This is a genomic window from Arthrobacter sp. FB24 (assembly GCF_000196235.1).
GTDB lineage: Bacteria > Actinomycetota > Actinomycetes > Actinomycetales > Micrococcaceae > Arthrobacter.
In genome coordinates this window covers 3,208,082-3,234,117 of record NC_008541.1, presented here as the reverse complement: position 1 = coordinate 3,234,117, position 26,036 = coordinate 3,208,082, and the positions used below count along the sequence as shown (strand labels likewise).

Genomic DNA, 26,036 nt, shown 5'->3' with positions numbered 1-26,036 from the left:
ACTATCAGTTTTCCTGGCGACGGCGGGGAGTCGCCCCGCCGTATCCGGCGTGGTCAAGTAAAGTGGTGACGTGACTTATGAGATTGAGCTTGGCCGTGGCAAGCGTGGGCGTCGTGCCTACTCCCTGGATGACATCGCGATCGTCCCCAACCGTCGGACGCGTGATCCCAAGGACGTTTCGGTCTCGTGGCAGATAGATGCCTACAAGTTCGACATGCCGGTCATCGCGGCGCCCATGGATTCAGCGATGTCCCCCGAGACCGCCATTGCCCTGGGCCGCCTTGGCGGACTGGGCGTGCTCGACCTCGAGGGACTGTGGACCCGCTATGAGGACCCCCAGTCGGTACTCGACCAGATCGGGGCGCTGGATGACGAGACCAACAGTCCCGCCGTCACCCGCCGGATGCAGGAGCTCTACCAGGCTCCCATCCAGCCGGAACTGATCACGTCCCGCCTGGCCGAAATCCGTGCCGCCGGTGTGACCGTTGCCGGCTCGCTGACTCCGCAGCGCACCCAGGAACACTACAAGACCGTCGTCGCCGCCGGCGTGGACATCTTCGTGATCCGCGGAACCACGGTGTCCGCCGAGCACGTCTCCAAGGACCATGAACCGCTGAACCTCAAGCAGTTCATCTACGAGCTCGATGTTCCGGTGATCGTGGGCGGCGCGGCCGGCTACACGCCTGCCCTGCACCTCATGCGCACCGGCGCCGCCGGCGTTCTGGTGGGATTCGGTGGCGGTGCGACCACCACAACCCGGCGTGCCCTGGGAATCCACTCGCCCATGGCTTCGGCGATTTCCGACGTCGCCGCCGCACGCCGCGACTACATGGACGAGTCCGGCGGCCGTTACGTTCACGTGATAGCCGACGGCGGCATGGGATCCTCCGGCGATATCGTCAAGGCCATCGCCATGGGCGCTGACGCCGTGATGCTCGGCAGTGCGCTGGCGCGCGCCGAAGAAGCGCCGGGCAAGGGCTGGCACTGGGGCCAGGAGGCGCACCACCTGGAGCTGCCGCGTGGCGACAGGGTCAACGTCGGCACCGTGGGTCCGCTGGAGGAGGTCCTCTTCGGCCCCGGGCACCACACCAACGGCACGTCCAACCTGATCGGCGCCCTCCGCCGCTCCATGGCGACCACTGGCTATTCGGACCTGAAAGAGTTCCAGCGGGTCGACGTCGTCGTTTCCCCCTACTCCGGAAACTGACGGGCACCCGGAACTAGGCCGGTCCCGGCCCCCGGGACCGGCAGAAATTGAGCCCTGCCCATCCGCATGCCTAGGAAGTAGTCTGGTCACCTACGAGGTTTGATGCGGATGGAGGCGTGAAATGAACAGTTCTTCCGGAGGTTCGTCCTTTCAACAGGGGGCACTCGGCCCCGCCGCGAGGGAAGCGTCGCTGGCGGCCCTCAAGGCGACAATGGAGCCTGGCAAGGAACTCGACATCCTCATTGTCGGCGGTGGCATCGTAGGCACCGGCGCTGCCCTGGACGCTGTGACCCGCGGCCTGAGCGTGGGCATCGTGGAGGCCAATGACTGGGCGGCAGGTACGTCCTCACGCTCCTCCAAGCTCATTCACGGCGGACTTCGCTACCTTGAAATGCTCGATTTCGGGCTGGTGAAGGAAGCGCTTCACGAACGCGGACTGCTTCTTTCGGAGATCGCACCCCACCTGGCCCGGCCCGTTCCCTTCCTCTACCCACTGACCAAGCCTTTCTTCGAACGGCCCTATGTCGGCGCGGGAATTGCCCTCTACGACGTCATGTCCATTTCCAGCGGCCACCAGCGGGGCGTTCCGTTCCACAAGCACCTGTCCCGCCGCGGCACGCTGCGGGCTGCGCCAAGCCTGAAGGACGACGCCTTCGTCGGGGCCATCCGCTACTACGACGGCCAGGTGGACGACGCCAAGTATGTGGCCAACCTGATCCGCACGGCCGCGTACTACGGGGCCCATGCAGTCAACCAAACGGCCGTGGTGGACTTCCTGCGCGAAGGCGAGCGCGTGGTCGGCGCCAAGGTGGTCAACCGCGAGGACGGCTCCACGTTCAGCATCCGGGCCAAGCAGGTTATCAACGCAACCGGAGTCTGGACCGACGAAACGCAAGCCATGGTGACGGACCGCGGGCAGCTGAAGGTGCGCGCCTCCAAGGGCATCCACCTCGTGGTGCCGCGCGACCGGTTCCAGTCAACCGTCGGCCTGATTCTGCGGACTGAAAAATCAGTGCTGTTCGTCATTCCGTGGGGCCGACACTGGATCATCGGCACCACGGACACTGACTGGCATCTGGACAAAGCTCATCCGGCAGCGTCCAGCAAGGACATCGACTACATCCTTGAACACGTCAACAAGGTGCTCAAGCGGCCCCTGACCAGGGAGGACGTCGAGGGCGTCTACGCCGGGCTCCGTCCGCTCCTGGCGGGAGAGAACGACTCCACGGCCAAGCTTTCGCGTGAACACGTGGTGGCCCACCCGGTGCCGGGCCTCGTGGTGGTGGCCGGCGGAAAATGGACCACCTACCGGGTCATGGCCAAGGACGCCGTCGATGAAGCGACGCGCAGCATGGACGAGCGGGTGGCGCCCAGCTGTACGGATTCCATTCCCCTGCTGGGAGCCAGCGGGTTCAAAGCGGCTTGGAACCGGCGTAACCGGACCGCTGAAGAGTCCGGCGTGCACGTAGCCCGGATTGAGCACCTGCTCAACCGGTACGGGTCGATGGCCACGGAGGTCCTGGCGCTCATCAAGGAGAACCCGGCCCTGGCCGAACCGCTGCCGGGCGCCGACGACTACCTTCAAGCCGAGGCGGTTTACGCGGCCACCCACGAAGGCGCACGTCACGTACACGACGTATTGACGCGCAGAACCCGGATTTCCATCGAGTCCTGGGACCGTGGTGTGTCCGCTGTCCCGGTAGTCGCTAAGCTGATGGGAGAAATTCTTGGCTGGAGCGACGCGCAGCGCGAAAGCGAAATCAAGCACTACCTTGCCCGGGTGGAAGCCGAACGGCTGAGCCAGGAGCAGCCGGACGATGAATCTGCCGACGCCGCACGCCTGGGCGTCGAGGACATCGTTCCGTTGCGCTGAGGCAAGGCGGATGCCTGACGCGCACCTCCTGCCTCACTGAAGGGACAACTCTTGGCGGAACCACTGGACCGGTACGATGCCGAACTCACCACGCCGGAAATGGTGATTCTTGAACTTGATGCCAAGGACAAGACCGACGCGGCGACCCAGTTGGCTGAACGGCTCTATGCGGCGGGGCGGGTCTCGGACCTCGAAGGCTTCCTGAAGCACGTCAACGCCCGGGAGCACCAGCTGGCCACCGGCCTGCCCGGGGGAGTCGGGCTGCCGCACGCCCGCAGTGAGTTCGTTTCGCGGACGTCAATTGCGGTGGGGATCACCAAGTACGGCAAGGCCCTGGACTTCGGGGCAGCTGACGGTCCGGCGACTGTCATTATCCTGATTGCGACGCCGGCAAGTTCATTTTCGGACCACCTCGAAGTCCTTGCCACCCTGGCCCGTTCGCTGTCAAAGGAATCGTTCAGGGAGTCCCTTCGCAGGGCTTACGACCCCGAAGTGATCGCTGAGCTCATCAACTCCAGCCTGGTGTTCTTCGACCACTAGGCACAGCGCCCGTTTCGTTGTTCTACGCGAGGACGAAGTACGGTTAAGGTGTGTTGAAAACTGCCCTCAAACCCCGCTGGATCGCAGGACTGGTGTTTGCGATCGTCATTTCCGGGGTTTTTGTGCTGCTCAGCCAATGGCAGTTCGGGCGCTCCACCCAGCCGGAAGCACCGGTTTCGTCCGGCACGGAAGACACCAAGCCGCTGGTCAAAGTGCTGCAGCCGGGTGAATTCTTCCATGGCTCCGTGGCGGACCAGATGGTCACCGCCAAGGGATCCTACGATCCCGACAAGCAGGTGCTGGTCCCGGGCCGCCTTCATGATGGTGCCACCGGGTTCTGGGTCGTATCTGCGTTTTCGGTTCAGGACGCTCCTGTCCTCAGCGGCGTCGGAGCGACGCCCCGGACATGGATTCCGGTCGCCCGCGGATGGGTGGCCGACGCCGCGAAAGCCGCTGCGCCGCCGTCGGGCACCATTGAACTCACCGGACGGCTCCTGCCGTCCGAAGCCCCGCTGCCCGGCATTGCTCCCGAACCCGGTCGCGCCACGGCAGTGTCCGTGGCGGAACTGATCAACGCCTGGGAAGTCAGCAGCTACCCGGGATTCGTGGCGGCAACCTCCGAAATGGCCGCCGGTACCGACGTCAGCGCCGCGGCCGTCAACGGTAACCTGAAGCCCCTGAACATCGGCCCGCAGCCCCCGGCCCAGCAGGTGAACTGGCTCAATCTCTTCTACTCGGTGGAGTGGATAGTCTTCGCCGGTTTCGCGCTGTTCATCTGGTGGCGGATGGTGAAGGACGACTACCGCCGGGACCTCGAGGACGAGCTCGACGACGAACACGACGAACACGGTGCACACCGCGAAGGCGCAGCAGAACCTCCGCACGCCGGCCCGCACCCCGGCTCATCAGAAACCCCCAGCCCGACCGAACAAAAGGTACAGCCATGATCGATCCCAAGCCGGCCATCCAGCCCCAGCCGTCCCAGACCGGCGGATCGGGCACCGTCAAGAAGCGCAGGTTCGGCGGGACTGAAGCCCAGATCCGGTCCGCCCTGAAGTTCTACAAAGTCATGGCATACCTGACGGGCGGAATGCTCCTCCTGCTCTGCGCCGAACTGGTTGCGCGCTACGCCTTCGGCCAGTACCTGTTCGCAGGCGGCACCAACGCGGTGACAGGCCAGCCGTTTGGCTTCGGGTTCGCAGACGCCGAGCCGCAGGGCGTCCTCGGGGGAGTGAACGTCTCCGTCACGGTGCTGATTGTGCACGGCTGGATGTATGTCGTGTACCTGATGTCCAACTTCCGGCTGTGGTCGCTGATGCGGTGGCCGTTCGCCAAACTGATCCTCCTGGCCCTGGGCGGTGTGATCCCGTTCCTGTCCTTCATCGTGGAGAAGAAGTTCCACGCCGAGGTGGAGGCGGAACTCGCCGCGAATCCGCAGGCGTCCAAGCGCTACTGAGCGGGCGGTTCGCATCCTGTGAGTTCGCTTACCCGGAGCTTCTCAATGTGCGGCCGGACGGCGGTGCCAAGTAGGCTAGTACGGTGACTACTCCCACTGCATCCCAGACTTCCCAGAAGCCGGTGCTGGTTGTTGACTACGGTGCCCAGTACGCGCAGCTGATTGCCCGCCGCGTCCGGGAAGCAAATGTGTATTCGGAAGTGGTTCCGCATACCTACAGCACCGAACAACTGCTGGCCAAGAACCCCGCCGCCATCATCCTTTCGGGTGGCCCTTCCAGCGTGTACGCGGAAGGTGCACCGAGTGTGGGTGCCGACCTCTTTGAAGCCGGGATCCCGGTCTTCGGCATCTGCTACGGCTTCCAGGCGATGGCCAACGCACTGGGCGGCACGGTCGCCCAGACAGGCCTGCGCGAATACGGCGCCACGGAAGCCACCACAGTAGGGGAGGCCCGGTCCATCCTGGACGGCCTGCCGCACCACCAGAACACCTGGATGAGCCATGGCGATTCCGTGCAGGAAGCACCGGAAGGCTTTGAAGTCCTGGCCACCACCGCCGGTGCTCCCGTGGCGGCATTCGCCAACGAGGAGAAGTGCCTTTACGGCGTGCAGTGGCACCCGGAGGTAAAACACTCCGCGTACGGCCAGCAGGTGCTCGAGAACTTCCTGTTCAAGGGCGCCAAGCTCGAACCCAACTGGACCACGGGGAACATCCTCGAGGAACAGGTGGACCGCATCCGCAAGCAGATCGGAGACGCCAGGGTCATTTGCGGCCTTTCCGGCGGAGTCGACTCTGCGGTTGCGGCTGCCCTGGTCCAGCGCGCCGTGGGCGATCAGCTGACCTGTGTGTTCGTGGACCACGGACTGCTCCGCGAAGGCGAGGCGGAGCAGGTTGAACGCGACTTCGTGGCAGCCACGGGCGTCAAGCTGTACGTTGCCAACGAGCAGGAGAGGTTCCAGGCGGCACTGGCCGGGGTCAGCGATCCCGAGACCAAGCGCAAGATCATCGGCCGCGAATTCATCCGTGCATTCGAGGAAGCGGAGCTTGCCATCATCGCCGAGGCGGCTGCCCACGGTGAGAAGATCAAGTTCCTGGTCCAGGGGACCCTGTACCCGGACGTCGTCGAATCCGGCGGCGGCGAAGGTGCGGCCAACATCAAGAGCCACCACAACGTGGGCGGCCTGCCGGAGGACCTGCAGTTCGAACTCGTCGAGCCGCTTCGTGCGCTGTTCAAGGACGAAGTCCGTGCGGTGGGCGCCCAGCTGGGGCTGCCGCAGGAGATCGTGGGCCGCCAGCCCTTCCCGGGGCCAGGCCTCGGCATCCGCATCGTCGGCGAAGTGACCAAGGAACGCCTGGACCTGCTCCGCAAGGCCGACGCGATAGCCCGTGCCGAGCTCACTGCGGCCGGCCTTGACAACGAGGTGTGGCAGATGCCGGTCGTGCTGCTGGCGGATGTCCGCAGCGTCGGTGTCCAGGGTGATGGCCGGACCTACGGCCATCCGATCGTCCTGCGTCCCGTTTCGTCCGAGGACGCCATGACCGCCGACTGGTCACGGCTTCCGTACGAGTTGCTGGCAAAGATCTCCAACCGCATCACCAATGAGGTGGAAGGCGTCAACCGGGTGGTGCTGGACGTGACCAGCAAGCCGCCGGGAACCATCGAGTGGGAATAGCACTTTGAGTGGCCGGCCTCAGCGATGAGGCCGGCCACTTTGTTTTATTCTCCCCAAATCCGGCGCAATTTTGGCCCGCTCCAGTGTTGCGGTCTCTCACTGGGCCCCGATACGGGCTACGCTCGAAAGTATGCCGGTATGGTCCAGGGCGTCACGTGCAAACGCAGAAAAGAAGGCAGAAGTGTCAGTTGTTCAAGGCCTCCCAGAGGGCTCCGAGGAGCTCAGGAAGTGGCTGTCGGGGCTTAAGCCGGTCACCGGAGCAGACACGATGCTGCGTTTCACCAAAACGCCGGAAGGTTCCATCGACATCACGCATGCGCATCCGTCCGGATTGGCGCAGCTTATGGCGGGGCGGCGCACGCGCCTGTCCACGCTGATCCGCGACCACGATCAGTACGTCGTTGCGGCGAGGGCTTCGCGCAACCTCCGCTCCAAGATTTTTGAGCTCAGCAACGACCGCGGCATCGACGCCGGGTATTTTTCGGCCGGAACGGTGTCTTGGACGTCCGCTGTGGGCGGAAAGCCCCAGCGCGTGTCTGCGCCGGTAATGCTGACCGCCATTTCCCTCACCGTCCGTCCTGGCGAAGACGACTACGAACTCCAGCTGACGGAGCAGGCCCAGATCAATCCTGCTCTTATCAGGCACCTGAAGACCATCCACGGCATAGTTTTCGATGTCAACGCTGTGACCCGGATGGCCTACAGCACGGCACGGTTCGATCCCCAGCCCGTCCTGGACCGCCTGGGGACGCTCATCAAGCCCATCCACGGCGCCGAGGTGGAGCACAACCTCCTCGTTTCCACGTTCGCGGACCTTTCCGGCAACCTCGATGATCCGTGGATCAACCAGAACAACCCCATCGTGGCGGCCCTGGCCCGTGCTGCGGCCGGGGATGCCGTGGAAGTGGCCCAGCTCGCCGAGGACCGCTTCCAGGATATTGACCAGCGGGACCCCGCTGATGAGCTCTTGCTTCTCGACGCCGACGCCGACCAGCAGTATGTGGTGGACGCCGTGCGCGCCGGCGACTCCCTCCTCGTCAGCAGCCCGCCAGGCACAGGGCAGACCCAGACTGCCATCAACACCATCGGGGCCCTGGTGGACGAAGGAAAGACCGTGCTGGTGGTGGGCGACCGCCGGGCAAGCCTCAGCGAGATCGGGGGCCAGCTGGAGACGCTGGGCCTGGAGTCCATCTTGTTTGCGCTCTCCGGTACGGCGACGCCCCTGCAGCTCAAGGGCCAGCTGGTGCGCGCCATTGTCCGGAATGAGAAGTCGCTTCAGCCCCAGCTCGACAACCTGCACACCACGCTGGCGGAGCACCGGCATGCCCTCATGGACCACGTGGCGTCGCTCCACAACGTCCGCCAGCGGTGGGGCTGCTCGCCCTATCAGGCCATGCAGTCGCTGGCCGAGCTGACCTCCATCCAGCCGACGCCGCCCGCCACCACTGTGCGCCTGAAGCGTAGTGTGCTGGACAATATCCGCGACCGCGAGGAACTGGCCGGACGCCTTCGCCGTGCAGCTGAACTGGGCAGTTTCAGCCGGGCTTCCACGGCCAGCCCCTGGCACGGCGCGCGGCTCCTGACCCGCAAGGAGACCGAAGAGGCGCAGGACGTTGCGCGCTCGGTTGAGAAGAACCTGCCAGTGCTGCGCCACCGCATGAACGAAGTAGCCGAGCACGCCCAGATCCGCCTTGGTACCACCTTCCACGAATGGGGTGCCCAGCTCGAGTTGCTGATGGCAGTCAGGGAGAGCCTGGACAAGTTCACCCCGGACATCTTCGACCGGCCGGTCCACGACCTCATCTCCGCGACAGCCACCTCCCCGTGGCGCCGCGAACGCAACATCGACATGCCATCCATGCAGCGGTCCCGGCTGCGCCGCGTGGCGAAGGAATACGTCCGTCCCGGCGTGCACATCGCCGACCTCCACAGTTCGCTGGTGCTCGTCCAGGAGCAGCGGGCTCTGTGGGCGGACTACGCCACAACGCAGCGGCACCCCGCAGTGCCGTCCGGCCTGGGCGAAGTGAACGTGATGTACCGCAGCCTGGACCGTGAACTTGCCCAGCTGGGTGCGGCCATTAAGCACACCGAGGCGGGCGGAGACCTTCAGCACACGCCCTACGAGGAACTGATGGAACGCCTGGAGCGGCTGGTTGCCGACACCCGGACGCTCAAGACGCTACCGGAGCGGACGCTTCTCATCGAGAACATGCGTGAGCACGGACTCGGGGAACTGCTCGCGGACCTGGCGGAGCGGGAAGTGCCCGCCGAATCAGTCGCGGCAGAGCTGGATCTTGCCTGGTGGCAGTCAGCCCTTGAAGCGATGATCAGCGGGGACGACTACCTGGCGATGTCCGACGGCGATGCCCTGCGCCAGCTCGAAGCCGAATACCGCCTGGCTGACAACGCCCACATCGCCAGCGGCGCGGCACGGCTGCGGTGGACGCTGTCCGAACGGTGGCGTGCCGGCATTGCCGAGAACCCGCGGCAGGCGGACCTGCTCCGGAGCCTCCTGAAGGACGGCCGGGTTACCCTTGCCGCCCTGACGGCGCAGGCGCCGGCCCTGGTCCCCATGCTGGTGCCGGTGTGGTCGGTGAGCCCCTACCTCATGACCGGCCTGCTGCCGGCTGAGCAGAAGTTCGATGCCGTAGTAATCCTCGACGCCGAAGCGACCTCCCTTCAGGCAGTCCTTCCGGCCATTGCCCGGGCCAGGCAGGTGATCGCCTTCGGCGACGACAAGATCGCCAGCCCCCGCACGTTTACGGTCGGCGTCGAGCGGTTGGCTGCCGGCGAGACCGCCCACCAAAGCGTGGAGAGTGCCTACACGGCGCTGTCCTCGGTGTTGCCGACCCGGCGCCTGACTTGCGCGTACCGGGCAGTCGACGAGGACCTCGTGCTGCAGCTGAGCAAGAGTTTCTATGACGGCCAACTGCACCGGCTCCCCGAGGGGCAGACTGCCACCGGGCTGGACCGTGCGCTGCTGGTGGAGTACCTGCCGGACGGCACCGGTCTGCCGAGCGCCGATCAGGAAGGCGTGGAGTCCGCCGTGGCCGAGGTCAACCGGGTGGTTGACCTCGTGTTCGAGCATGCCCGCTTGCGGCCAAGAACCTCCCTCGCCGTGGTCACGGCCAGCCTCCGCCACGCCGCACGCATCGGCGAGGCCATTCGGTTGCAGCTGCCCAACTACCCGCTGCTGGCAAGTTTCTTCACAGCCGGCCCCGAATCCTTCCGGGTGGTTGACCTGGAACGGGCCCAGGGCCTGGTCCGCGACCATGTGATCTTCTCCCCGGGTTACGGCCGCACGCCGCACGGCCGCGCGCTACACAACTTCGGGCCGCTGTCCGCCGAAGGCGGCCGGGCGAAGTTTGCGCTGGCCATGACCCGTGCCCGGCGTTCGCTGCATGTGCTCAGCTGCTTTACACCCGAAGACCTGGACGTCAGCCGCCTCAGCCACGGCGCCCTCGACTTCTATGAACTGCTCGACCGCGAGATTGCCGGCAACACCGACCTGGGCACGCCCGCGTCCCGCGCCGCGGCGAGCGAGCAGGCGCTTGGGGCCGACCCCCTCGTGGCAGACCTGGCTGACAGGCTGCGTGCCCGCGGAGCCCGGGTCTGGCATCAGTATGACGGCGTGCTTGACGTTGCCGCTGCCGCCGATCCGGTGAATTCAATTGGCCATGATGACGCCGAAATCCCCCGGCCCGTGGCAATCGAGTCCGACGGAACTGAGCAGTACCGGCGCATGAGCGTCCGGGAACGGAGCAGGCTCCGGCCACAACTGCTGGAACGGCTTGGCTGGCGCTACATGCCGCTGTGGACGATCGAGGTCTTCACCGACCCGTCCGCCTGCGCCGACCGCATCGGCGGATACCTCGGGCTGGAGAAGCCGGTTGTCACCGGCTACTCGTCCACCTCACAGGCGTTCTTCGAGGACGACGTCGACAACCTGACGCTGAACAGCGCCGACCGTGGCAACAACGGGTCAATCGGAGGAGCCGAATCCGAAAGTGGCGACTCCGGCAGTGTGGCTGACGGGGACACGCACTCGGTATCCTTGGAGCAGCGCGACGCATCGCCGGATAAGCCCCGCGGCGGCGGCACTGAAGCATCGGAAGGCATCAACGAAAACGTCATGGATACAAACAGCAGTGCAGCGGACCGGCAGGAGGCCCCCCACAGCGGGGCTGACGATTTAGCCGCGGACAGGTCCCGTCAGCCGGCCAGTGTCGGCGCTCCATCAGGAGTGCTGCCGAACAAGGCCGCCGAGGATGACCCGAAGCGCTGGGGCGATCACGCTTCTGACTACGACCACGACGCCTGGCTTCAGGAGCAGAAGCCGCCGCACTGGGGCTGAGCAGCCCGCAGCGGGATGGCGACGGGGCGGCCGGGCAATCAAGCCAGGTGCCCCTAGCCCGGTGACCCCACCAACACAAAGAAGAGCTTTCCCTGGGTTGAGGAGCCGGCGAGGCGGCGCGCCTGGTCCGGATCCGCTGCGACCACTATGAGCCCCTCGGTTTCTCCGGTTCCCAGCCATTGTCCGGTTTGGCCGCCCTGACCCGAGGTCCAGAGGACCGGCACGGCAGCTGCGAGTACTTGCGATTCCGCAGTCTTGCCAAAGTCGGTTCCGTTGGTCATCACGATGTTGACCAGCTGGCCCGGCGCCACGAGCTGGATGGACGACGGATCCGCCATCCTCAGGGGCACCGCTGCAGACCCGGGTTTCGTGCCTGCGAGCAGCCCCGGTCCGAGTAGCTGCGTGTCGGAGATCAACTGGCCCTTGCGCAGCGGGGCTGCCAGCTGTTTGCCCTGGATGGAGGAGACGTCCGCGACGGCTCCGGAGGGCACCATTCCCGGCGGCACCTTCACCGGTACCACCTCATTGCCCGACAGCGCAGTTCCGGCGGCAAGGTCTCGGGCAGTGGCCAGGGCAGTGACGGTGTGGGCCGGCGCCGGTGTCAGTTGCTGCACGGCGATGCCCGCGGCAGCACACAGCAACAGCGCGACGACGAGCCTCCGGTTGCGGTTAAGCCACGATGAAAAGCGCCGCACGCCGGATGGCCCCGGGCGGACCGGGCGTCCGGTCCCAAAGCTCTGCCGGGGCGAGGAAGGTGCGTTGGCGCGAAGGATGGAGGGCATACCGACAGGCTACGGAGGCCCCGCATGGCGGGAAAGCACAGCCAGGTCCTATGTGGAAAACCGGCCATGGCAGGGCACAGCCCTGTTACCGCTACTTCGCTGGAGGAACCTGACTGGAACCGGAAACGCCGGCGTTATTTCAGTTGGCGGCGGCAGTGGCAGGCGCCGGGGCGGCTGCCGGGGCAGGTGAAACACTGCTGCCCTTGGCATCGCGGGAGTCCGTCCGGTAGAAGCCCGAACCCTTGAAGACGACGCCTACGCTGTTGAACTTCTTGCGCAAGGTCCCCTCGCACTCAGGGCAGGAAGTGAGGGAGCTGTCGGTGAACGACTGCACGATCTCGAAGGCGTGGCTGCAGTCCTTGCAGGCATATGCATACGTGGGCACTGGAAATCCTCCTCTGGGACAAACGAGCAGGTCCCGTGCTGCCTGGGGGAAATCACCGCCGAGGTGTCTCGGCAGGTTTCGTCCTTTAGCAGTCGCAGGGCCTGAGTGCTAATTCTATCATCCGCAACGGGCGGGCTTCACATTAGCTGCATGAGGCGTGACGGGGTGACTGCAACCGGGACCTTACGGTCAAAGGACTCTGCTGGGATGGTGCCGGCGGGCAGGATTTCGCCGTCGAAGACCACCGCGGCGGCAGGGACGGGCCGGCCCGCAGCCTCCAGTCCGGCGAGGAACTTGTCATAGTAGCCCCCGCCCTGGCCGATCCTGTTCCCCGACAAGTCGACGGCCGTGGCAGGGACAAAGATCCCGGCAACTCCGTCCATCGCCTCACTGCCGTGCTGTTCCCCCACGGGCTCCTCGATGGGTGCATAACTGCTGCGGACGAATTCGGTTGCCGGAGTCCAGTAGACCCAGGAGAGGGCCCGGTCAGGTCCGCAGACCGGCAACAGCACGCGATGCCCGGTGCCGTGCAACGCGGTAATGAGGGGCAGGGTCGGGGGTTCGAAGCCCACCCCCAAGTACACCGCAAAGGTACTTCGCTCACCGGCTGCAACCATGGCGGCCCACTGGAGTCCGTGCCGGGCGATGCCGGCGCCGGCAGCATCCAGGGCAGCGGGAGAGAAGGTGGCACGCTGGCTTCTGTGGGCCGAGCGGATCTCTTCCTTCGATGGCATCGATGCCGTCCTTCCAAGTCAAGAGGCCGTGACCGGAGGCCCCGTGCGGGGCCAGCCATGGCGGTTCAGGCAATTACCCAATGTTTGGTCCCTGACGTTAGATTAGTCCAGTGACTACCACCAATACCTCCGTCCGCAAGGCTGTCATTCCCGCTGCCGGCCTCGGCACCCGGTTCCTTCCGGCGACCAAGGCCATGCCCAAGGAAATGCTGCCGGTTGTGGACAAGCCCGCGATCCAGTATGTCGTCGAAGAAGCCGTTAACGTAGGCCTCACCGACATCCTGATGATCACCGGCCGGAACAAGCGCGCCCTCGAAGACCACTTCGACCGGGTCCCTTCGCTGGAGGCCACCCTTGAAGCCAAGGGGGACACCGCCAAGCTCGAAGCGATCCAGGCCGCGAGCAACCTCGGCGACATCCACTACGTTCGCCAGGGCGACCCCATGGGCCTCGGCCACGCCGTGCTGCGCGCGAAGCAGCACGTCGGCCATGAGCCCTTTGCGGTGCTGCTTGGCGATGACCTCATCGACGCGCGCGACGAACTGCTCAGCAAGATGATCGAAGTGCAGGCCAAGACCGGTGGCTCCGTGGTGGCACTCATCGAGGTGGAGCCTTCCCAGATCAGTGCCTATGGCTGCGCGGACATCGACGAGACCGACATGAACGGCTTCGTGCGGATCAGGAAGCTCGTGGAAAAGCCGGACGCCGCGGAGGCGCCGTCCAACCTGGCCGTGATCGGCCGCTATGTTCTCCACCCCGCGGTCTTCGATGTCCTCGAACGAACCGAACCGGGCAGGGGCGGGGAAATTCAGCTGACGGACGCCCTCCAGGAACTTGCTGCAGGGGAGGGCGAAGGGTATGGCGTTTACGGCGTTGTGTTCCGCGGCCGCCGCTACGACACCGGCGACAAGCTCAGCTACCTTAAGGCCTGCGTCCAGCTGGCCTGCGACAGCGACGACCTCGGCCCCGGGCTGCGGGAGTGGCTGCCGGAATTCACCTCCTCCCTGGCCAAGTAACGTCCGATGCGGGGCAGCATCTGGCCGGTGACGCTGGAATGCGGCGACATTGTTCTGCGCCCCATCCGTTACCGTGACCGCAAGGAATGGATGGCCGTCCGGTCCCGCAATTCCGAATGGCTGGCACCATGGGAGGCCTCGAACCCGGCCCCGGGAGGGGCGCTGCCGGACTACCGGCAAATGGTCAGGTCCCTCAACGCGCAGGCTGCTCAGGCCACGGCACTGCCCTTTGTGATCACGGAGCGCATGCCGGCACGGCGCGACCCCGTCATCGTTGGGCAGCTCACAGTGTCATCCATCGTCTGGGGCTCGGCGATGATGGCGACGCTTGGATACTGGGTGGACAAGTCCTGTGCCGGCAGGGGGATCGCACCCACGGCTGTGGCCATGGCCACTGATTACTGCTTCGGCACCCTCGGGTTGCACCGGATGGAGATCAACATCAGGCCGGAAAACGGGCCCAGCCTGCGGGTGGTGGAAAAACTCGGATTCCGGGACGAAGGCTACCGGCCGCGGTTCCTGCATATCAACGGCGAATGGGCGGACCACCGGTCTTTCGCCTTGACGTCCGAGGAAGTTCCCGAAGGGCTGCTGGCCAGGTGGCTGCGAAGCCGCCCGGCCTGACCTGCGGCCGGGCTTCGCGGCCACGCCCCGGGTTTCCAATGGTGTGTCTTCCGTCATAAATCCATTGATTTGCCACCTGCCCTGCGACACACCGGAGCTAATGCCAGAGCTGTCGGCCAATTGCTCATACGGTTTTGATTGTGGACTTCCCCCTTAGCAGCTCAGTGATCCTTGTTGTCGCTGTTGCGCTCTGGATTGTGTGGGTGGCCCCTTATGTACTCAGGAACCGCCGTCATCAGCTTCAACCCGCAGCCGAACTGATGGCCGAAATAAACTTTGCCGAACCCGCAGACCCCCAAGCCGGAAACGTCATGAAAATGGCCGCCCAGCAGGAGAAATCAATGGTAACCAAGCAGGCCACCGGATCCGCCCAGGGGTCCGTGACAACCGCAGTCGGCTCCGGGCCGGCGACGGCGCGACCGGGTGCACTGAGGATCCGATACGGACGGTGCGCGATCGCACTCGTTGGAGTGGCAGCCCTGCTCACCGGGGTGGTGGCCGGCCTCTTCCGCGCTTTCGGTATGGGCTCATCCTGGTTGCCCGTTGGTTCATTCCTCGCAGCTGTCGCGGCCGTCGCTTTGCTGCGACGGCTGGCAGTGCGTGACCGGCGAGCCAAAATGAACGCTGCATTCCGTGCTGCCATGACGGCACCGGACCGGCAGATGCGCGCTGCGGTGCCGCGTCCCAACCGGGAACCGGCCGTGGATGCCCCGGATATACCCCTCTTTGACGCCGAAGCGGGAAACAAACCCCAGGTAAAGCCGTTGACGGCCCAGGAGCTGCGTGAAGCGGCCCTCGCAGAGGCAAAAGCCTCCGGAGACACTGCGCTCCGCACCGCCACCGCCCCAGGCTCAGCCGCTGGCGCGGACTCCAGCTGGGAACCCGTCGACGTGCCCAAACCGACCTATGTGGAAGCTGCCAAGGCGGAACGTGCCGCTCCTGATCCGCTTGACCTGCCCGAAGCTCCGAAAGCTGTAGGCAAGCCGTCCCTCAAGCAAGGTCCGGCAGCGGCGCCGGCAGCCGGCGGTGCCGCCCCCAAGCCCCTGACCAAGGCACAGAGTGCCTTGAGCAACCTGGACGACGTATTGCAGCGCCGCCGGGCCTGAGCCTGTAGCCTCTGGAGCATGACCCGCATCTGTGTTGCCGGCGGAACCGGCCAGGTTGGCCGTGAGGTTGTCCGCCAGGCCCTGCAATTGGGCCACGAAGTTTCCGTTGTCAGCCGCAACCCGCCCGCCCCCGGTGCCGAAGGGGCGGACGACGGCGCGGAGTACTACCGCGCGGACGTCACCACGGGTGAAGGGCTGGTCGCCGCCCTGGCCGGTGCCGCCGTCGTGATTGACTGCCTGGAGGGCAGATCTGGAAGGGCCCTCAGAGACTTTGCCGACGGCGGTGCCCGCCTTCTCAGCGCCGCGCACGCCGCGGGTGTACGCAAGGCTGTCCTGCTGTCCATCATCAACTGCGACCAGGTGCCCCTGCGCTTTTACCGGTCGAAGGCGGCTAAGGAAGGCCGCTATGCGGCGTCGGCCCTGGAGACCGTCACGGTGCGCGCCACCCAGTTTCACAGCCTTCTGGTACAGCTGTTCGCAGCCGGTGCGAAGGTGGGACTCGTCCCGGTGATCAAGGGCGCGCGGTTTCAGACCATCGCGCCGGGCGAGGCTGCCTCGGCACTGCTCGAAGCAGCCTTCGAAGAGCCCTCGCAGGAGCTGCACCGACTCCGGACTGTAGGCGGGCCGGAAGTCAACGGAATGGCGGAACTGGCCGAAACCTGGAAGCGCCTTAGCGGATCCCGTGCGCGCCTGGTCCGGTTGCCCTTGCCCGGAGCCGTCGGCAAATACCTGCGGGAAGGCGGGAACCTGGTCCCGGAACACCGGTACGGAAGTGAGACATTCGGAAGCTGGCTGGCGAAGCGCGCCGATAGTTTGTAGCCTAGGGACACCGGTTTGCCTGTTCCAGGAATTCTTCCGAAGGAATGGCAGCAGCCTGGGGGCTATAGCTCAGTTGGTAGAGCGCTTCGTTCGCATCGAAGAGGTCAGGGGTTCGAATCCCCTTAGCTCCACAAGAACAAGCTCCCTCATCCGGCGCCAGCGCCGGGTGGGGGAGCTTTCCCATTGCCGGCCCGGCACTGCGCACCCGTGAACCACCCCTCGAGAGGACAGCAGCAATGAGCCTTGTCCGGCTGCAAGATGTCAGCGTGCGATTCGACAACACCCAGATACTGCGTGAGGCCTTCTTCCGTCTTGAACCGCGCGACAGGGTGGGCCTCATCGGGAAGAACGGTTCCGGCAAGACCACCATGCTCCAGCTGATCCTTGACCGGATTACCCCGGAGTCCGGGACGGTCACAGTGGAGCCGGGAACACGGATCGGCTACTTTTCCCAGTTCTCCGAACTCAACGGGGCATCAACCATTACGGACGTCCTCGACGGGCTGTTCTCGGAGATCAAGGCCGTCGAAGCAGAACTGGCGTCCATCGACACCGCGATCGCCGGGGACCCTGCGGGTGCAGAACTTGACCGGTTGATCGCCCGCCAGGCCGAACTGTTCGAGGACATGGACCGCCTCGACGGCTGGGACTACCCCCGGCGGATCGACAAGGTCCTGACAACGCTGGGTTTCAGCGACGCCCACCGCGTGTGCGCCATCGACGAACTGTCCGGCGGCTGGCGCAACCGGGCCGCGCTGGCAAAGATCCTCCTGGAAGACCCGGACGTGTTGCTCCTGGACGAGCCCACCAACTTCCTGGACGTTGCCGGCGTTGAATGGCTCGAGAGCTGGTTCCGTGACTTCAAGGGCGCCGCGATCATCGTCTCGCACGACCGGAAGTTCCTCGACGCCGTCGTCACCAGAATCATTGAAGTGGAGAACTTCCACCTGCACGAGTACCCAGGAAACTTTGGCGAATACATCGTGCAAAAGCAGTTCCGCCTCAAGTCCCTCGAGCAGCAGTTTGTGCACGAATCCGAACTGCTGGCGTTTGAGGCTGAAGGGATCGCCGACCGCCGTGAAGCCGCCAAGGCCGCAAGCCGCGGTCTGGGAAACCAGCTGGCCAAAATCAAGAAGTCCCGCACACCCCGTCCGGTGGACCAGATCGTCACCGAGATCTACGGCGGCCTGCACGTCAAGGACGTCCTCTGCCGCGTCGAGGGACTGGGCAAGTCGTACGGGGACAAGGCGCTCTTCACCGGACTTGGCTTCGAGATCAGGCGCGGCAACCGGATCGTGGTCCTGGGAGCCAACGGCAGCGGCAAGTCCACGCTTTTGAAGGTGTTGACCGGGGAAGAGGAAGCAGACGCCGGCGTCGTCTCCTGGGCCAAGGGGCCCGGCTTCGTGTCGTACAACCGGATGCTTGAGGAGCTCGACGACGCCGACACTGTTTCGCATGCAGTCAACGCGCTGCCGGACAGCCTGGCCTTTAGCGCCACCCGGAAGTCAGTCAACAGGTTCCTGGCGATGTTCCAGTTCTCCGAAGCGGACCTCAAACAGAAAATCGGAAACCTCTCCGGCGGCCAAAAAGCGCGCGTGGCCATGGCACAGTGCCTGCTGTCCGGCGCGTCGGTCCTGTTGCTGGACGAGCCCACCAACCACCTTGACTTGTCCAGCACGCAGGTCATGGAACGGGCGCTTATGCACTTCCCTGGCGCCGTGGTAGTGGTCAGCCACGACAGGTTCTTCAGTGAGAAGATCGCTAACCGATACCTGGTCTTCGGTGCCGATGCGGCCCTGCCCGGTGAGGTCGAGGTACGCGCCGCCTGACCGCCGCCGCCTGGCTGCTGGCCGCCGGCGCCCTGCCGCTGCCCGGGACCTGCCCGCCTGCATGCAACATGCCTTGACGGCCGCACGCGCGGAGGAGCAGAGTTATGGTGCTGCGACTGGGGGCAGATGTGTGATCCCCGGGAACCCGGTACGTCATGGTTCCTCCACCACATCCGCGATATATCTTCAGGCAATGATGAGGAGCACCCTCATGCGCAAAAGAATCCCCCCGCAGACCACGGCCCGCACCGGAGAAGGAATCTCCTCACGCTTCGGGCGCCGGCGCCGGCGATTAATGTCGCCGCTGCTGTCGGCGCTCTTCGCGGCAGTCCTTGCGGCATCCTCAGCCGCTCCGGCGCTGGCCGTCTATAACGGGAGCAGGGCGGACTCCGACGAGTACGCGTGGGCCGTCAGGTTGGAACTGGCCTACCCGGAAGGAATTGCTTCCTGCACCGGATCTTTGATCGCGGAAGACACCGTGGTCACGGCGGCGCACTGCATCCGCAACAACGGACGCAGCCCGTCCGCCATCGCCGTGACATTCCACTATGGCCAGAAACGCTCCGAGTACACCATCGGGGTGGCGACAGCCGTTCCCATGCCGCACTACGACCCCGCCAGGATCAAGGACGATATAGCCTTGCTCTTCCTCGAGTCGGCCGTGTCCGAGCCCACCATCGAGTTGGCGTCCAAGCCGGCTCCCGTCGGGGCAGAGGTCACCGTGGCCGGTTATGGCTGTACAGGCGACCCGTTCAACCTCGCGGTACAGTGCGATCCCGCGCCCCGGCTGGTTGAAACCACCCTCACAGCAGTCCCTGCTGAGGCGTGCCCGGATATCGCCGGACCCTGGCAGTTCTGCACGTATTCGCCGCACACGTCAGCGAACCGCGGCGACAGCGGCGGCCCCGTCATCTGGTCAGACCACGGCGACCAGAAGCTGATCGGGGTGACGAATGCGATAGAGCTGCCGCCGGCCCCCACCTACCTGAACCTGTCGGCTTCCGTTCCCTACGAACTGGAGTGGATCAGGGCTACCGCCGGCTTGCGGTGACCGCCTTGAGCACGCCGCGAACGGACATTCCCACGGCGCACACCACCGGGACCAGCCCCACCAGAACCGCCAGCGTATTGGCGCGGAACACCACCCGGCCCTGCCCGTTCGTCAGGTAGGCGCCGAGCGGAAGCACGAAGCCCCCGCCCCCGCCGCCTTCCGCGGACGCGTTTGCGCCCTCCGGACCGGAGTCACCCCCGCCGCCGAAGCCGAAGGAGACCAGCGCCACGGGAATCAATTCCTCGCCCCCGATCTGCACCGGGGCGCCGTAAGCCCGCGCCACACCCACGTTCCTGAACGTCTCCACGAGGGAGGAAAATGCGTCAGCCATGGGACCCACACTAGGGACCCGGGCGTGGTGGCGGAAGGGTCTTAGGACAGGTCCGGCACTGGAAAAGCCCGGCGTGGCCTGATGCCGGCGCGCGTGCCAGTATGTTGTGAATCAGGGGCTGCCGGGAAGGCCCGGCCGGATAGGAGGCACCGCGGTCATGGTTTACATCAATGATTTCAGCGAGGTCGGCCGGGAGGACGTCGCGACGGCGGGCGGCAAGGGTGCCGGGCTGGGCGAACTCGTTCGGGCGGGCGCGCCGGTACCCCCGGGATTCCTGATCAACACCGGTGCCTACGAGCTGTTCGTCCGGGACAACCAGCTGGCCGGGCGCATCCAGGAGTACGCCGCCTTGCCGGCGGCCGCCACGTCCCGCGACTACGAGGAAGCTTCCGGGCAGATCCGCGCACTCTTTGCTGCTGGCACAATGCCGGAGGCGGTAGCCGCCGAAACTCGGGATGCATACCGCCGGCTGGGCTCAGTCGCGGGCACCGGTCCTGGTCCAGGCACGGAGACAGCGGTGGCGGTGCGTTCCTCCGCCACCGCCGAAGACCTTGCCTCGGCCAGCTTCGCGGGCCAGCAGGACACCTACCTCAACGTCCGTGGCGCCGAGGCCCTCCTGGATGCGGTCATCAACTGCTGGGGCTCCCTCTGGACCTCCCGGGCGATGGCCTACCGTGCCCGGGAGGGCATCCGCCCGGACCAGGTCCGGCTGGCAGTGGTGGTCCAGCACATGGTGGCCGCGGACGCCGCCGGAGTTATGTTCACCGCCAACCCGGCCTCCGGCCGCCGCGACCAGATTGTCCTCGCTGCCGCATGGGGGCTTGGCGAATCCGTGGTCAGCGGAGCTGTCTCCACCGACGACGTCGTGGTCGAGGCTGCCACCGGTAAGGTGGTTTCCCGCCGGACAGCCGACAAAGCGGTCATGACGGCCTACGCTGACCGAGGCACGCGCGAGGAACCCGTCCCCGAATCCCGCAGGCATCAACCCGTGCTGGACGACGCTGCGGCGGCAACGCTGGCCGGCTACGGAACCCGCATCGCCCGGCACTTTGGCTCCCCGCAGGACATCGAGTGGGCACGGGCCGGCGGCGAATTCTTCATCCTGCAGTCACGACCCATCACTGCATTGCCCGAGCCCGCGGGGGAAACCCCGCGCGACTGGAGCGTGCCGTACCCCAAGGGGATGTACTTCCGGGCCAGCATCGTGGAGCAACTTCCCGATCCGCTTTCACCCTTGTTTGCCGACCTCATTGACGGTTCGGTGTCGCGGTCCCTGAACGCCCTGATGGACCAGGCGTTCGGTAAAAGCAGCCTCCGGGACGGCGATCTCGGGCTGCCTGCCATCAACGGATACGCCTATTACTACTACCGCACGGCCGCGTTGTGGCGGCTGATGGGAAAGACGCCCGCCGCTGTCCGCGCCCTCATCCGGGGCGAAGCGCACATGGGGGTCAAGGGCTGGCGGGACTATTCGCATCCGCGCTATGTGCACGTGGTGGAATCCTGGTCGGCGAAGCCGGTGGCAGACCTGACCGGAGAGGAGCTTCTGGAGGGGGTGTCTGCCCTGCTCGATGCCGGCACGGTGTACTACACCGCCGTCCAGTCGATCATTCCGGTCGCGACGTCGAGCGAACTCGCCTTCCAGAAGTTCTATGACAAGTTTGTCCGGCAGGACGGCGACCCGCCGGCTGCCACGTTCCTGCTCGGCTATGAAAGCGAACCGATCCGGGCGGAAAAATCCCTCTTCGACCTGGCCGGGTGGTCCCGCGGAATCCCGGGACTCGCCGAGGCCATCCTGGCGACGCCGACAGAATCGCTGGCCCGGGCCCAGCTGTCAGGGACGCTTCCGAACGGGATGGATCAAAGCTTGTGGCAGCAGTGGGAACACCGGTTCCAGCTCCACCTGGACCGCTTCGGCCACACCGTATACAACCTGGACTTCATTAATCCCGTGCCGGCAGACGACCCGTCCCCGCTGCTGGACACGCTGAAGTTCTACCTGCGCGGGCAGGGCAACGACCCGCACCGGCGGCAGGAGCTTGCTGCCGCCCGCCGTGAGGACGCCACCGCCAAGGTACTGGCCCGGCTGCACCCGGCCCGCAGGGCGGCCTTTACGCGTCTGCTCCGGTGGGCGCAGGACCCGGCGCCGATCCGCGAAGACGCGCTCGCCGACGTCGGGCTCGGGTGGCCCCTCATGCGGCGGATGCTGCGAGAACTGGGCGAGCGGCTGCTCGCGGCCGGACTCATCGCGGACTCCAGCGATGTGTTCTGGCTTCGACACCAGGAAATCAGCAGCGCCGTCGAATTCGGCCTTGCGGCCCCGAACGGTCCGGCGGCAATTACAGGTGCCGGCCGGCCGGTCCTGGCGGAGGCAGTCGCTGAGCGACAGTTGCGCTGGCGGGGCCAGCGCAACGCCACCGCCCCGCAGATGCTGCCGGAGATCCGGTGGCTCCAGCGGGCGCTCGCCGGAATGATGCCGGAGGGGTCCCAGGACCAGCAGGGGAACACGATCAAGGGAGTGGGCGCCAGCCAGGGACGGGTCAGCGCGCCGGCCCGGGTGCTGTCCGGTCCCGAGGACTTCTACCGGATGCAGCCGGGGGAAGTGCTGGTGGCCCGCATCACCACTCCCGCGTGGACACCGCTGTTCGCCATGGCGTCGGCCGTGGTCACTGATGTTGGCGGCCCGCTGAGCCACGGCTCCATTGTGGCCAGGGAATACGGCATCCCCGCCGTGCTGGGCACCGGCGTGGCGACGCGCCGGATCGTGAGCGGGCAGCGGGTAGAGGTCGACGGCGCCGCCGGCACTGTAACCATTCTCCAGTCAGGGCGGGACTAGCTTCCGGACCTGTGCTCCGCCGGAAGCTCTTCGTCGGATTCAACACGGAGCAATCGGGATAACGGGCTCTCCCGACCGAACTCCGGCAGCGCCGGACCGATGACGAACAAGGTGACGTCCGCGGCAAACAGCAGGTCCACGACGTCCAGGAACTGCTGCCACTCCGGATAACCGGTGGCACCGGACCGGGACGGGAGCCCGTCCACCACCCACTCCCTGTACCGGCCGGCCAGGGAGGCGAAGTCCCGGGCGGGCGCTGCTGCGCCGGTGAGTTCGCGGAAACCTACCCACAAAAGGTCTCCTTCGGCGCTTTTGACCTCCAACGGCCTTCCGGCCACGTCCACGGTCCGTCGCTGGCCGGGGGCCGGGGCGAACAATCCGAACGTACCAAGCTGCCGGGCGGTGCCGGGGGTGATGATCCGGCCCGGCCGGAGGGGCCGCTGCGGACCGCCGGGCAGGGAAGCAGCCATGCCGGCGGCTCCTAGAGCCAGCCCTTCCGCTTGAAGATGGTGTACATCAGTGCTGCCGTCGCGGCCATCATGGCAATCGCCAGCGGATAGCCGAAAGCCCAGTGCAGTTCGGGCATGTGGTCGAAATTCATGCCGTAGACCCCGGCTACGAAGGACGGGGCGAAGAAGATGGCCGCCCAGGAGGAGATCTTCTTGACCTGCTCGTTCTGCTCGGCGCTCGCCTCGTTCTGCCGGTTGGCGGTGAGGGTGCCGTCGAGGGTGAGCGCATTCTGGAGGATGTCGCGGAAAGAGTCGGCGCGGGAGATCAGCCGCTCCACATGGTCTTCGACGTCACGGAGGTGGTGTTGCAGGTCAGTATCCACATCGTATTTGTCGAAGCCGCGCTTGAGCAGCTGCATCATTCCAGGCAGCGGATGGATGGCGCGCTGGAACTGGATCACTTCGCGGGCCAGCTCATAAATCCGGCGCGAGACCGCGGAATCCCCGCTGAATAGCTGGTCCTCGATTTCATCGATGTCGTTTTCGAGGCCGGCAACAACCGGCACATAGTCGTCCACCACCTGGTCCATCAGGGCATAGAGCACGGCTTCGGGGCCGTGGCGCAGGAGTTCGGGGCGGCCTTCCAGCCGTTGACGTACCTGCGCCACGCCGGCTGTCTCCGCGTGCCGGACAGTGACCACGAAGTTCGTGCCGGTGAAGACGTGCAGTTCGCCGAACTCCACCGTTTCCGTTTCGTCCAGGTACCGGGCCGGTCGCAGCACGGTGAAGAGGACGTCGTCATAGCGTTCCAGCTTGGGCCGCTGGTGGGCCGAGATGGCGTCCTCCACCGCCAGGAGGTGGAGTCCGAACTCCCGGGCCACTGCCGACATTTCAGCCTCGGTTGGCCGGTACAGCCCGATCCAGGCCATGCCGCCGTGGTCCGCGAGGGTCTCAAAGGTCTGCTCAAGATTGTGCGGTTCGGCGGTCCGGCGGCCGTTCACGTACACGGCGTTGTCGATAATGGTCACGCGCCATTATCCCAGTCACTGGCGTGTTGCCGTCGGCGCCCCGCTTTGGGCTAGCCGGCTGATGAGCGGCTCGGTGCGGTAGGGGATGTGCGTGTGCAGCGCGAGGACAGTCTCCGTCCGGATGACGCCCTTGATCCTGAGGATTGATCGCAGGGCGGCCTGCAGGTTGTGGGTATCGGTTGCCACCACCCGGCACCAGACGTCGCCACGCCCGGAGATCTCGTGGACCTCCAGGACCTGCGGGATGAGGCGCAAGGCGCCCACCACACCGTCAAGCTCCCGGTGGCTGACCTCGATCGTCACGAAAGCGACGACGTCGTACCCCACCGCCTCGAGGTCAATTTCCCGTCCGCCGTCGTGCAGCAGGCCTGACCGGAGCATCCGGCGGATCCGTGACTGCGCGGTGTTGCGGGCGATGCCGAGCGCGTCGCTGAGTTCACCGATCTGGACCCGGGGATCCCGGATCAGTTCCAGCAGGATTTTGAGGTCCGTGTTGTCCAGGCTGTTCAAATCGTCACTCCGGTTCATATTTGCATGGCAGCATTGACTGTTTTGCTCAATTTTGGCACGAAACTTGGTCCTTGAGGTCAGAAGTGCCCCATTCTGTTAATACCAAATTCTTTCGCTTGGCCCGCCGCGTTCCCACAAGGAACGGAAGCGGGCCGGCTCTGCAGGCAAAGGCACGCACATGACTGTCTTCAGTGAACTCCGCATGCGTCCGGCTACCGCCGGCGGCTGGGCATGGGACGCTTCCACCACGGCACGGCTGGTAATGGCCGGCGTGGTGATTTTCACGCTCCTTGTCGGTGCGAACCTGGCAACCCCGCTGTACCCGCTGCTCCAGGCGAACCTGGGCATCGGGCCATTCGGAATCACTGTGGCGTTTTCCGCCTATGTCCTGGCGCTGGTGTCCACGCTCATGCTGGCCGGACACTGGTCCGATCACATCGGCCGCCGGGCGGCGCTGCTCCTCGCCGTCGTCGTGGGCCTAATCGGCGGGATGATCTTTGCCAACGCGGACAGCCTGGCGATGCTGTCCGCCGGGCGCGCCCTTCAAGGCATCGCGGTGGCCCTGGCCACCGGAGCCAGCTCCGCTGCCCTGCGCGAACTGCTGCCCGCCCGTCCCGACTGGGCCTCGCGCTTCACCCTGCTGGCGTCCGCCGGGGGAGTCGCCGCCGGTCCGGCCATCGGCGGAATCCTTTCCCTCCTGCCGGGCGCAACCTCCACGCCGTACTACGTTCACTCAGTGGTTCTCATCGCCATGCTGGTTCCCCTCTACCTGCTCAAGGCGCGTCCGGCCATCACCTCCGTCGCCGGCCCGCAGCCCCTGAAGGTCCTGGCCCCCCGCCGTCCCTCCATCTCGAGTGAAGCCAGGGGCGCCTTCTGGCTGGCGTCCGCCGTCGGGTTCCTGAGCTTCACCGTCTTCGGTTTCTGCCTTTCCCTGGCCCCCGGCTACTTTGCCCAGATCGTCGGTGCCGATTCCCGCCCCCTCATCGGAGTGCTCGCCGGATTGACGCTAGGAGCTTCGGCCCTCAGCCAGTTGCTGGCCGTCCGCGGGAGGTTTGTGGTGCCTGCCGGCCTGGCCGTGCTGGCTGTATCGGTGCTCCTGATTGCCGCTGCCGCCGCCTGGAGGAGCCCGTGGCTGCTCATCGCTGCGAGCCTGGCCGCAGGTGTCGGTCAGGGAGTGTCCTTCCGGACCGTGTTCAACGATGTGGCCGGAAAAGTCGAAGCGTCGCGGCATGCGCAGATCATCAGCACCGTCTACGTGATCACCTACCTTGGCAGCGCACTACCGGTGATCGGCCTGGGAATTGCGACGGCGGTGTTCGGGCTGCAGGCGGCAGTGGCCGGATTCGTGGCGCTCTGCGCCCTCCTGGCGTTTGTTCTGGCCGCCGTGACGCTGGCCGCTGCCTTCCGCCAGCCGGACTGAGCGGCCCCGACGC

Annotated in this window: 22 protein-coding genes and 1 tRNA gene; 16 read left to right on the top strand and 7 right to left on the bottom strand. The window is 65.7% G+C overall.

The features are described 5' to 3' along the window. Nucleotides 1-70 precede the first annotated feature (70 nt). The 7 genes from ARTH_RS14595 (at nt 71) to ARTH_RS14565 (ending at nt 11,103) form a co-directional block, all read left to right on the top strand. Nucleotides 71-1,207, top strand: coding sequence for a GuaB3 family IMP dehydrogenase-related protein (locus tag ARTH_RS14595; RefSeq protein WP_011692713.1), 1,137 nt, complete (start codon nt 71-73; stop codon nt 1,205-1,207). A 121-nt stretch (nt 1,208-1,328) separates the two neighbouring features. Continuing rightward, nucleotides 1,329-3,080 carry a glycerol-3-phosphate dehydrogenase/oxidase gene (locus tag ARTH_RS14590; RefSeq protein ID WP_011692712.1) on the top strand — a complete coding sequence of 584 codons (1,752 nt, stop codon included), beginning with the start codon at nt 1,329-1,331 and terminating at the stop codon, nt 3,078-3,080. A gap of 51 nt (nt 3,081-3,131) precedes the next feature. Further along, entirely contained in the window at nt 3,132-3,620 is a 489-nt protein-coding gene (locus ARTH_RS14585; protein ID WP_011692711.1) for a PTS sugar transporter subunit IIA, read from the top strand. A 50-nt stretch (nt 3,621-3,670) separates the two neighbouring features. Continuing rightward, on the top strand, nt 3,671-4,567 hold the full coding sequence (locus ARTH_RS14580; RefSeq protein ID WP_011692710.1) for an SURF1 family protein: 897 nt from the start codon (nt 3,671-3,673) through the stop codon (nt 4,565-4,567). Further along, nucleotides 4,564-5,076, top strand: coding sequence for a DUF3817 domain-containing protein (locus tag ARTH_RS14575; RefSeq protein ID WP_011692709.1), 513 nt, complete (start codon nt 4,564-4,566; stop codon nt 5,074-5,076). The genes ARTH_RS14580 and ARTH_RS14575 overlap by 4 nt, the downstream gene beginning before the upstream one ends. An 83-nt stretch (nt 5,077-5,159) precedes the next feature. Next, entirely contained in the window at nt 5,160-6,749 is a 1,590-nt protein-coding gene (guaA, locus tag ARTH_RS14570; RefSeq protein ID WP_011692708.1) for a glutamine-hydrolyzing GMP synthase, read from the top strand. A gap of 130 nt (nt 6,750-6,879) precedes the next feature. After that, nucleotides 6,880-11,103, top strand: a complete 4,224-nt coding sequence (locus ARTH_RS14565; RefSeq protein WP_011692707.1) for an ATPase AAA — start codon at nt 6,880-6,882, stop codon at nt 11,101-11,103. A 53-nt stretch (nt 11,104-11,156) separates the two neighbouring features. Here ARTH_RS14565 and cpaB read toward each other — a convergent pair whose 3' ends face one another. The 3 genes from cpaB to ARTH_RS14550 form a co-directional block, all read right to left on the bottom strand. Further along, nucleotides 11,157-11,885 carry a Flp pilus assembly protein CpaB gene (gene cpaB, locus ARTH_RS14560; RefSeq protein ID WP_083812704.1) on the bottom strand — a complete coding sequence of 243 codons (729 nt, stop codon included), beginning with the start codon at nt 11,883-11,885 and terminating at the stop codon, nt 11,157-11,159. Nucleotides 11,886-12,024: 139 nt separating this feature from the next. Then, nucleotides 12,025-12,270, bottom strand: coding sequence for an FmdB family zinc ribbon protein (locus ARTH_RS14555; RefSeq protein ID WP_011692705.1), 246 nt, complete (start codon nt 12,268-12,270; stop codon nt 12,025-12,027). A gap of 137 nt (nt 12,271-12,407) precedes the next feature. Then, the gene (locus ARTH_RS14550; RefSeq protein ID WP_011692704.1) at nt 12,408-13,004 is read right to left on the bottom strand and encodes a 5-formyltetrahydrofolate cyclo-ligase; all 597 of its coding nucleotides are present in this window, start codon (nt 13,002-13,004) and stop codon (nt 12,408-12,410) included. A gap of 110 nt (nt 13,005-13,114) precedes the next feature. On the opposite strand from ARTH_RS14550, the gene galU reads away from it, so the two are divergent. From galU to ARTH_RS14515, 7 genes are all read left to right on the top strand, one after another. Then, the gene (gene galU / locus ARTH_RS14545) at nt 13,115-14,020 is read left to right on the top strand and encodes a UTP--glucose-1-phosphate uridylyltransferase GalU (protein WP_011692703.1); all 906 of its coding nucleotides are present in this window, start codon (nt 13,115-13,117) and stop codon (nt 14,018-14,020) included. Nucleotides 14,021-14,026: 6 nt separating this feature from the next. Beyond that, on the top strand, nt 14,027-14,644 hold the full coding sequence (locus ARTH_RS14540; protein ID WP_011692702.1) for a GNAT family N-acetyltransferase: 618 nt from the start codon (nt 14,027-14,029) through the stop codon (nt 14,642-14,644). Between the two features lie 341 nt (nt 14,645-14,985). After that, nucleotides 14,986-15,750, top strand: a complete 765-nt coding sequence (locus tag ARTH_RS14535; protein ID WP_011692701.1) for a hypothetical protein — start codon at nt 14,986-14,988, stop codon at nt 15,748-15,750. An 18-nt stretch (nt 15,751-15,768) separates the two neighbouring features. Next, nucleotides 15,769-16,569 (top strand): SDR family oxidoreductase, encoded by an 801-nt coding sequence (locus tag ARTH_RS14530; RefSeq protein WP_011692700.1) that lies wholly within the window; start codon nt 15,769-15,771, stop codon nt 16,567-16,569. Nucleotides 16,570-16,627: 58 nt separating this feature from the next. Continuing rightward, a tRNA-Ala gene (locus ARTH_RS14525) sits at nt 16,628-16,700 on the top strand. 105 nt (nt 16,701-16,805) lie between these two features. Beyond that, complete coding sequence (locus ARTH_RS14520) at nt 16,806-18,398, top strand: ABC-F family ATP-binding cassette domain-containing protein (protein WP_011692699.1); 1,593 nt, start codon at nt 16,806-16,808, stop codon at nt 18,396-18,398. 295 nt (nt 18,399-18,693) lie between these two features. Further along, nucleotides 18,694-19,449, top strand: a complete 756-nt coding sequence (locus tag ARTH_RS14515) for a S1 family peptidase (protein ID WP_043429933.1) — start codon at nt 18,694-18,696, stop codon at nt 19,447-19,449. Here the strand turns inward: ARTH_RS14515 and ARTH_RS14510 are convergent. Beyond that, on the bottom strand, nt 19,430-19,780 hold the full coding sequence (locus tag ARTH_RS14510; RefSeq protein WP_043429931.1) for a hypothetical protein: 351 nt from the start codon (nt 19,778-19,780) through the stop codon (nt 19,430-19,432). The two genes, ARTH_RS14515 and ARTH_RS14510, sit on opposite strands and share 20 nt — an antisense overlap. A gap of 157 nt (nt 19,781-19,937) precedes the next feature. Between ARTH_RS14510 and ARTH_RS14505 the strand changes: the two genes are divergently transcribed. Then, entirely contained in the window at nt 19,938-22,616 is a 2,679-nt protein-coding gene (locus ARTH_RS14505) for a PEP/pyruvate-binding domain-containing protein (protein WP_011692696.1), read from the top strand. On the opposite strand, the gene zapE is transcribed toward ARTH_RS14505, so the two are convergent. The 3 genes from zapE to ARTH_RS14490 are packed head-to-tail and all read right to left on the bottom strand — an operon-like array spanning nt 22,613 to nt 24,621. Next, entirely contained in the window at nt 22,613-23,086 is a 474-nt protein-coding gene (gene zapE / locus ARTH_RS14500; protein ID WP_011692695.1) for an AFG1/ZapE family ATPase, read from the bottom strand. The two genes, ARTH_RS14505 and zapE, sit on opposite strands and share 4 nt — an antisense overlap. Before the next feature lie 11 nt (nt 23,087-23,097). Further along, the gene (gene corA / locus ARTH_RS14495) at nt 23,098-24,093 is read right to left on the bottom strand and encodes a magnesium/cobalt transporter CorA (protein ID WP_011692694.1); all 996 of its coding nucleotides are present in this window, start codon (nt 24,091-24,093) and stop codon (nt 23,098-23,100) included. 15 nt (nt 24,094-24,108) lie between these two features. Further along, nucleotides 24,109-24,621 carry an Lrp/AsnC family transcriptional regulator gene (locus ARTH_RS14490; RefSeq protein WP_011692693.1) on the bottom strand — a complete coding sequence of 171 codons (513 nt, stop codon included), beginning with the start codon at nt 24,619-24,621 and terminating at the stop codon, nt 24,109-24,111. Between the two features lie 160 nt (nt 24,622-24,781). On the opposite strand from ARTH_RS14490, the gene ARTH_RS14485 reads away from it, so the two are divergent. After that, complete coding sequence (locus ARTH_RS14485) at nt 24,782-26,023, top strand: MFS transporter (RefSeq protein ID WP_011692692.1); 1,242 nt, start codon at nt 24,782-24,784, stop codon at nt 26,021-26,023. Nucleotides 26,024-26,036 lie beyond the last annotated feature (13 nt).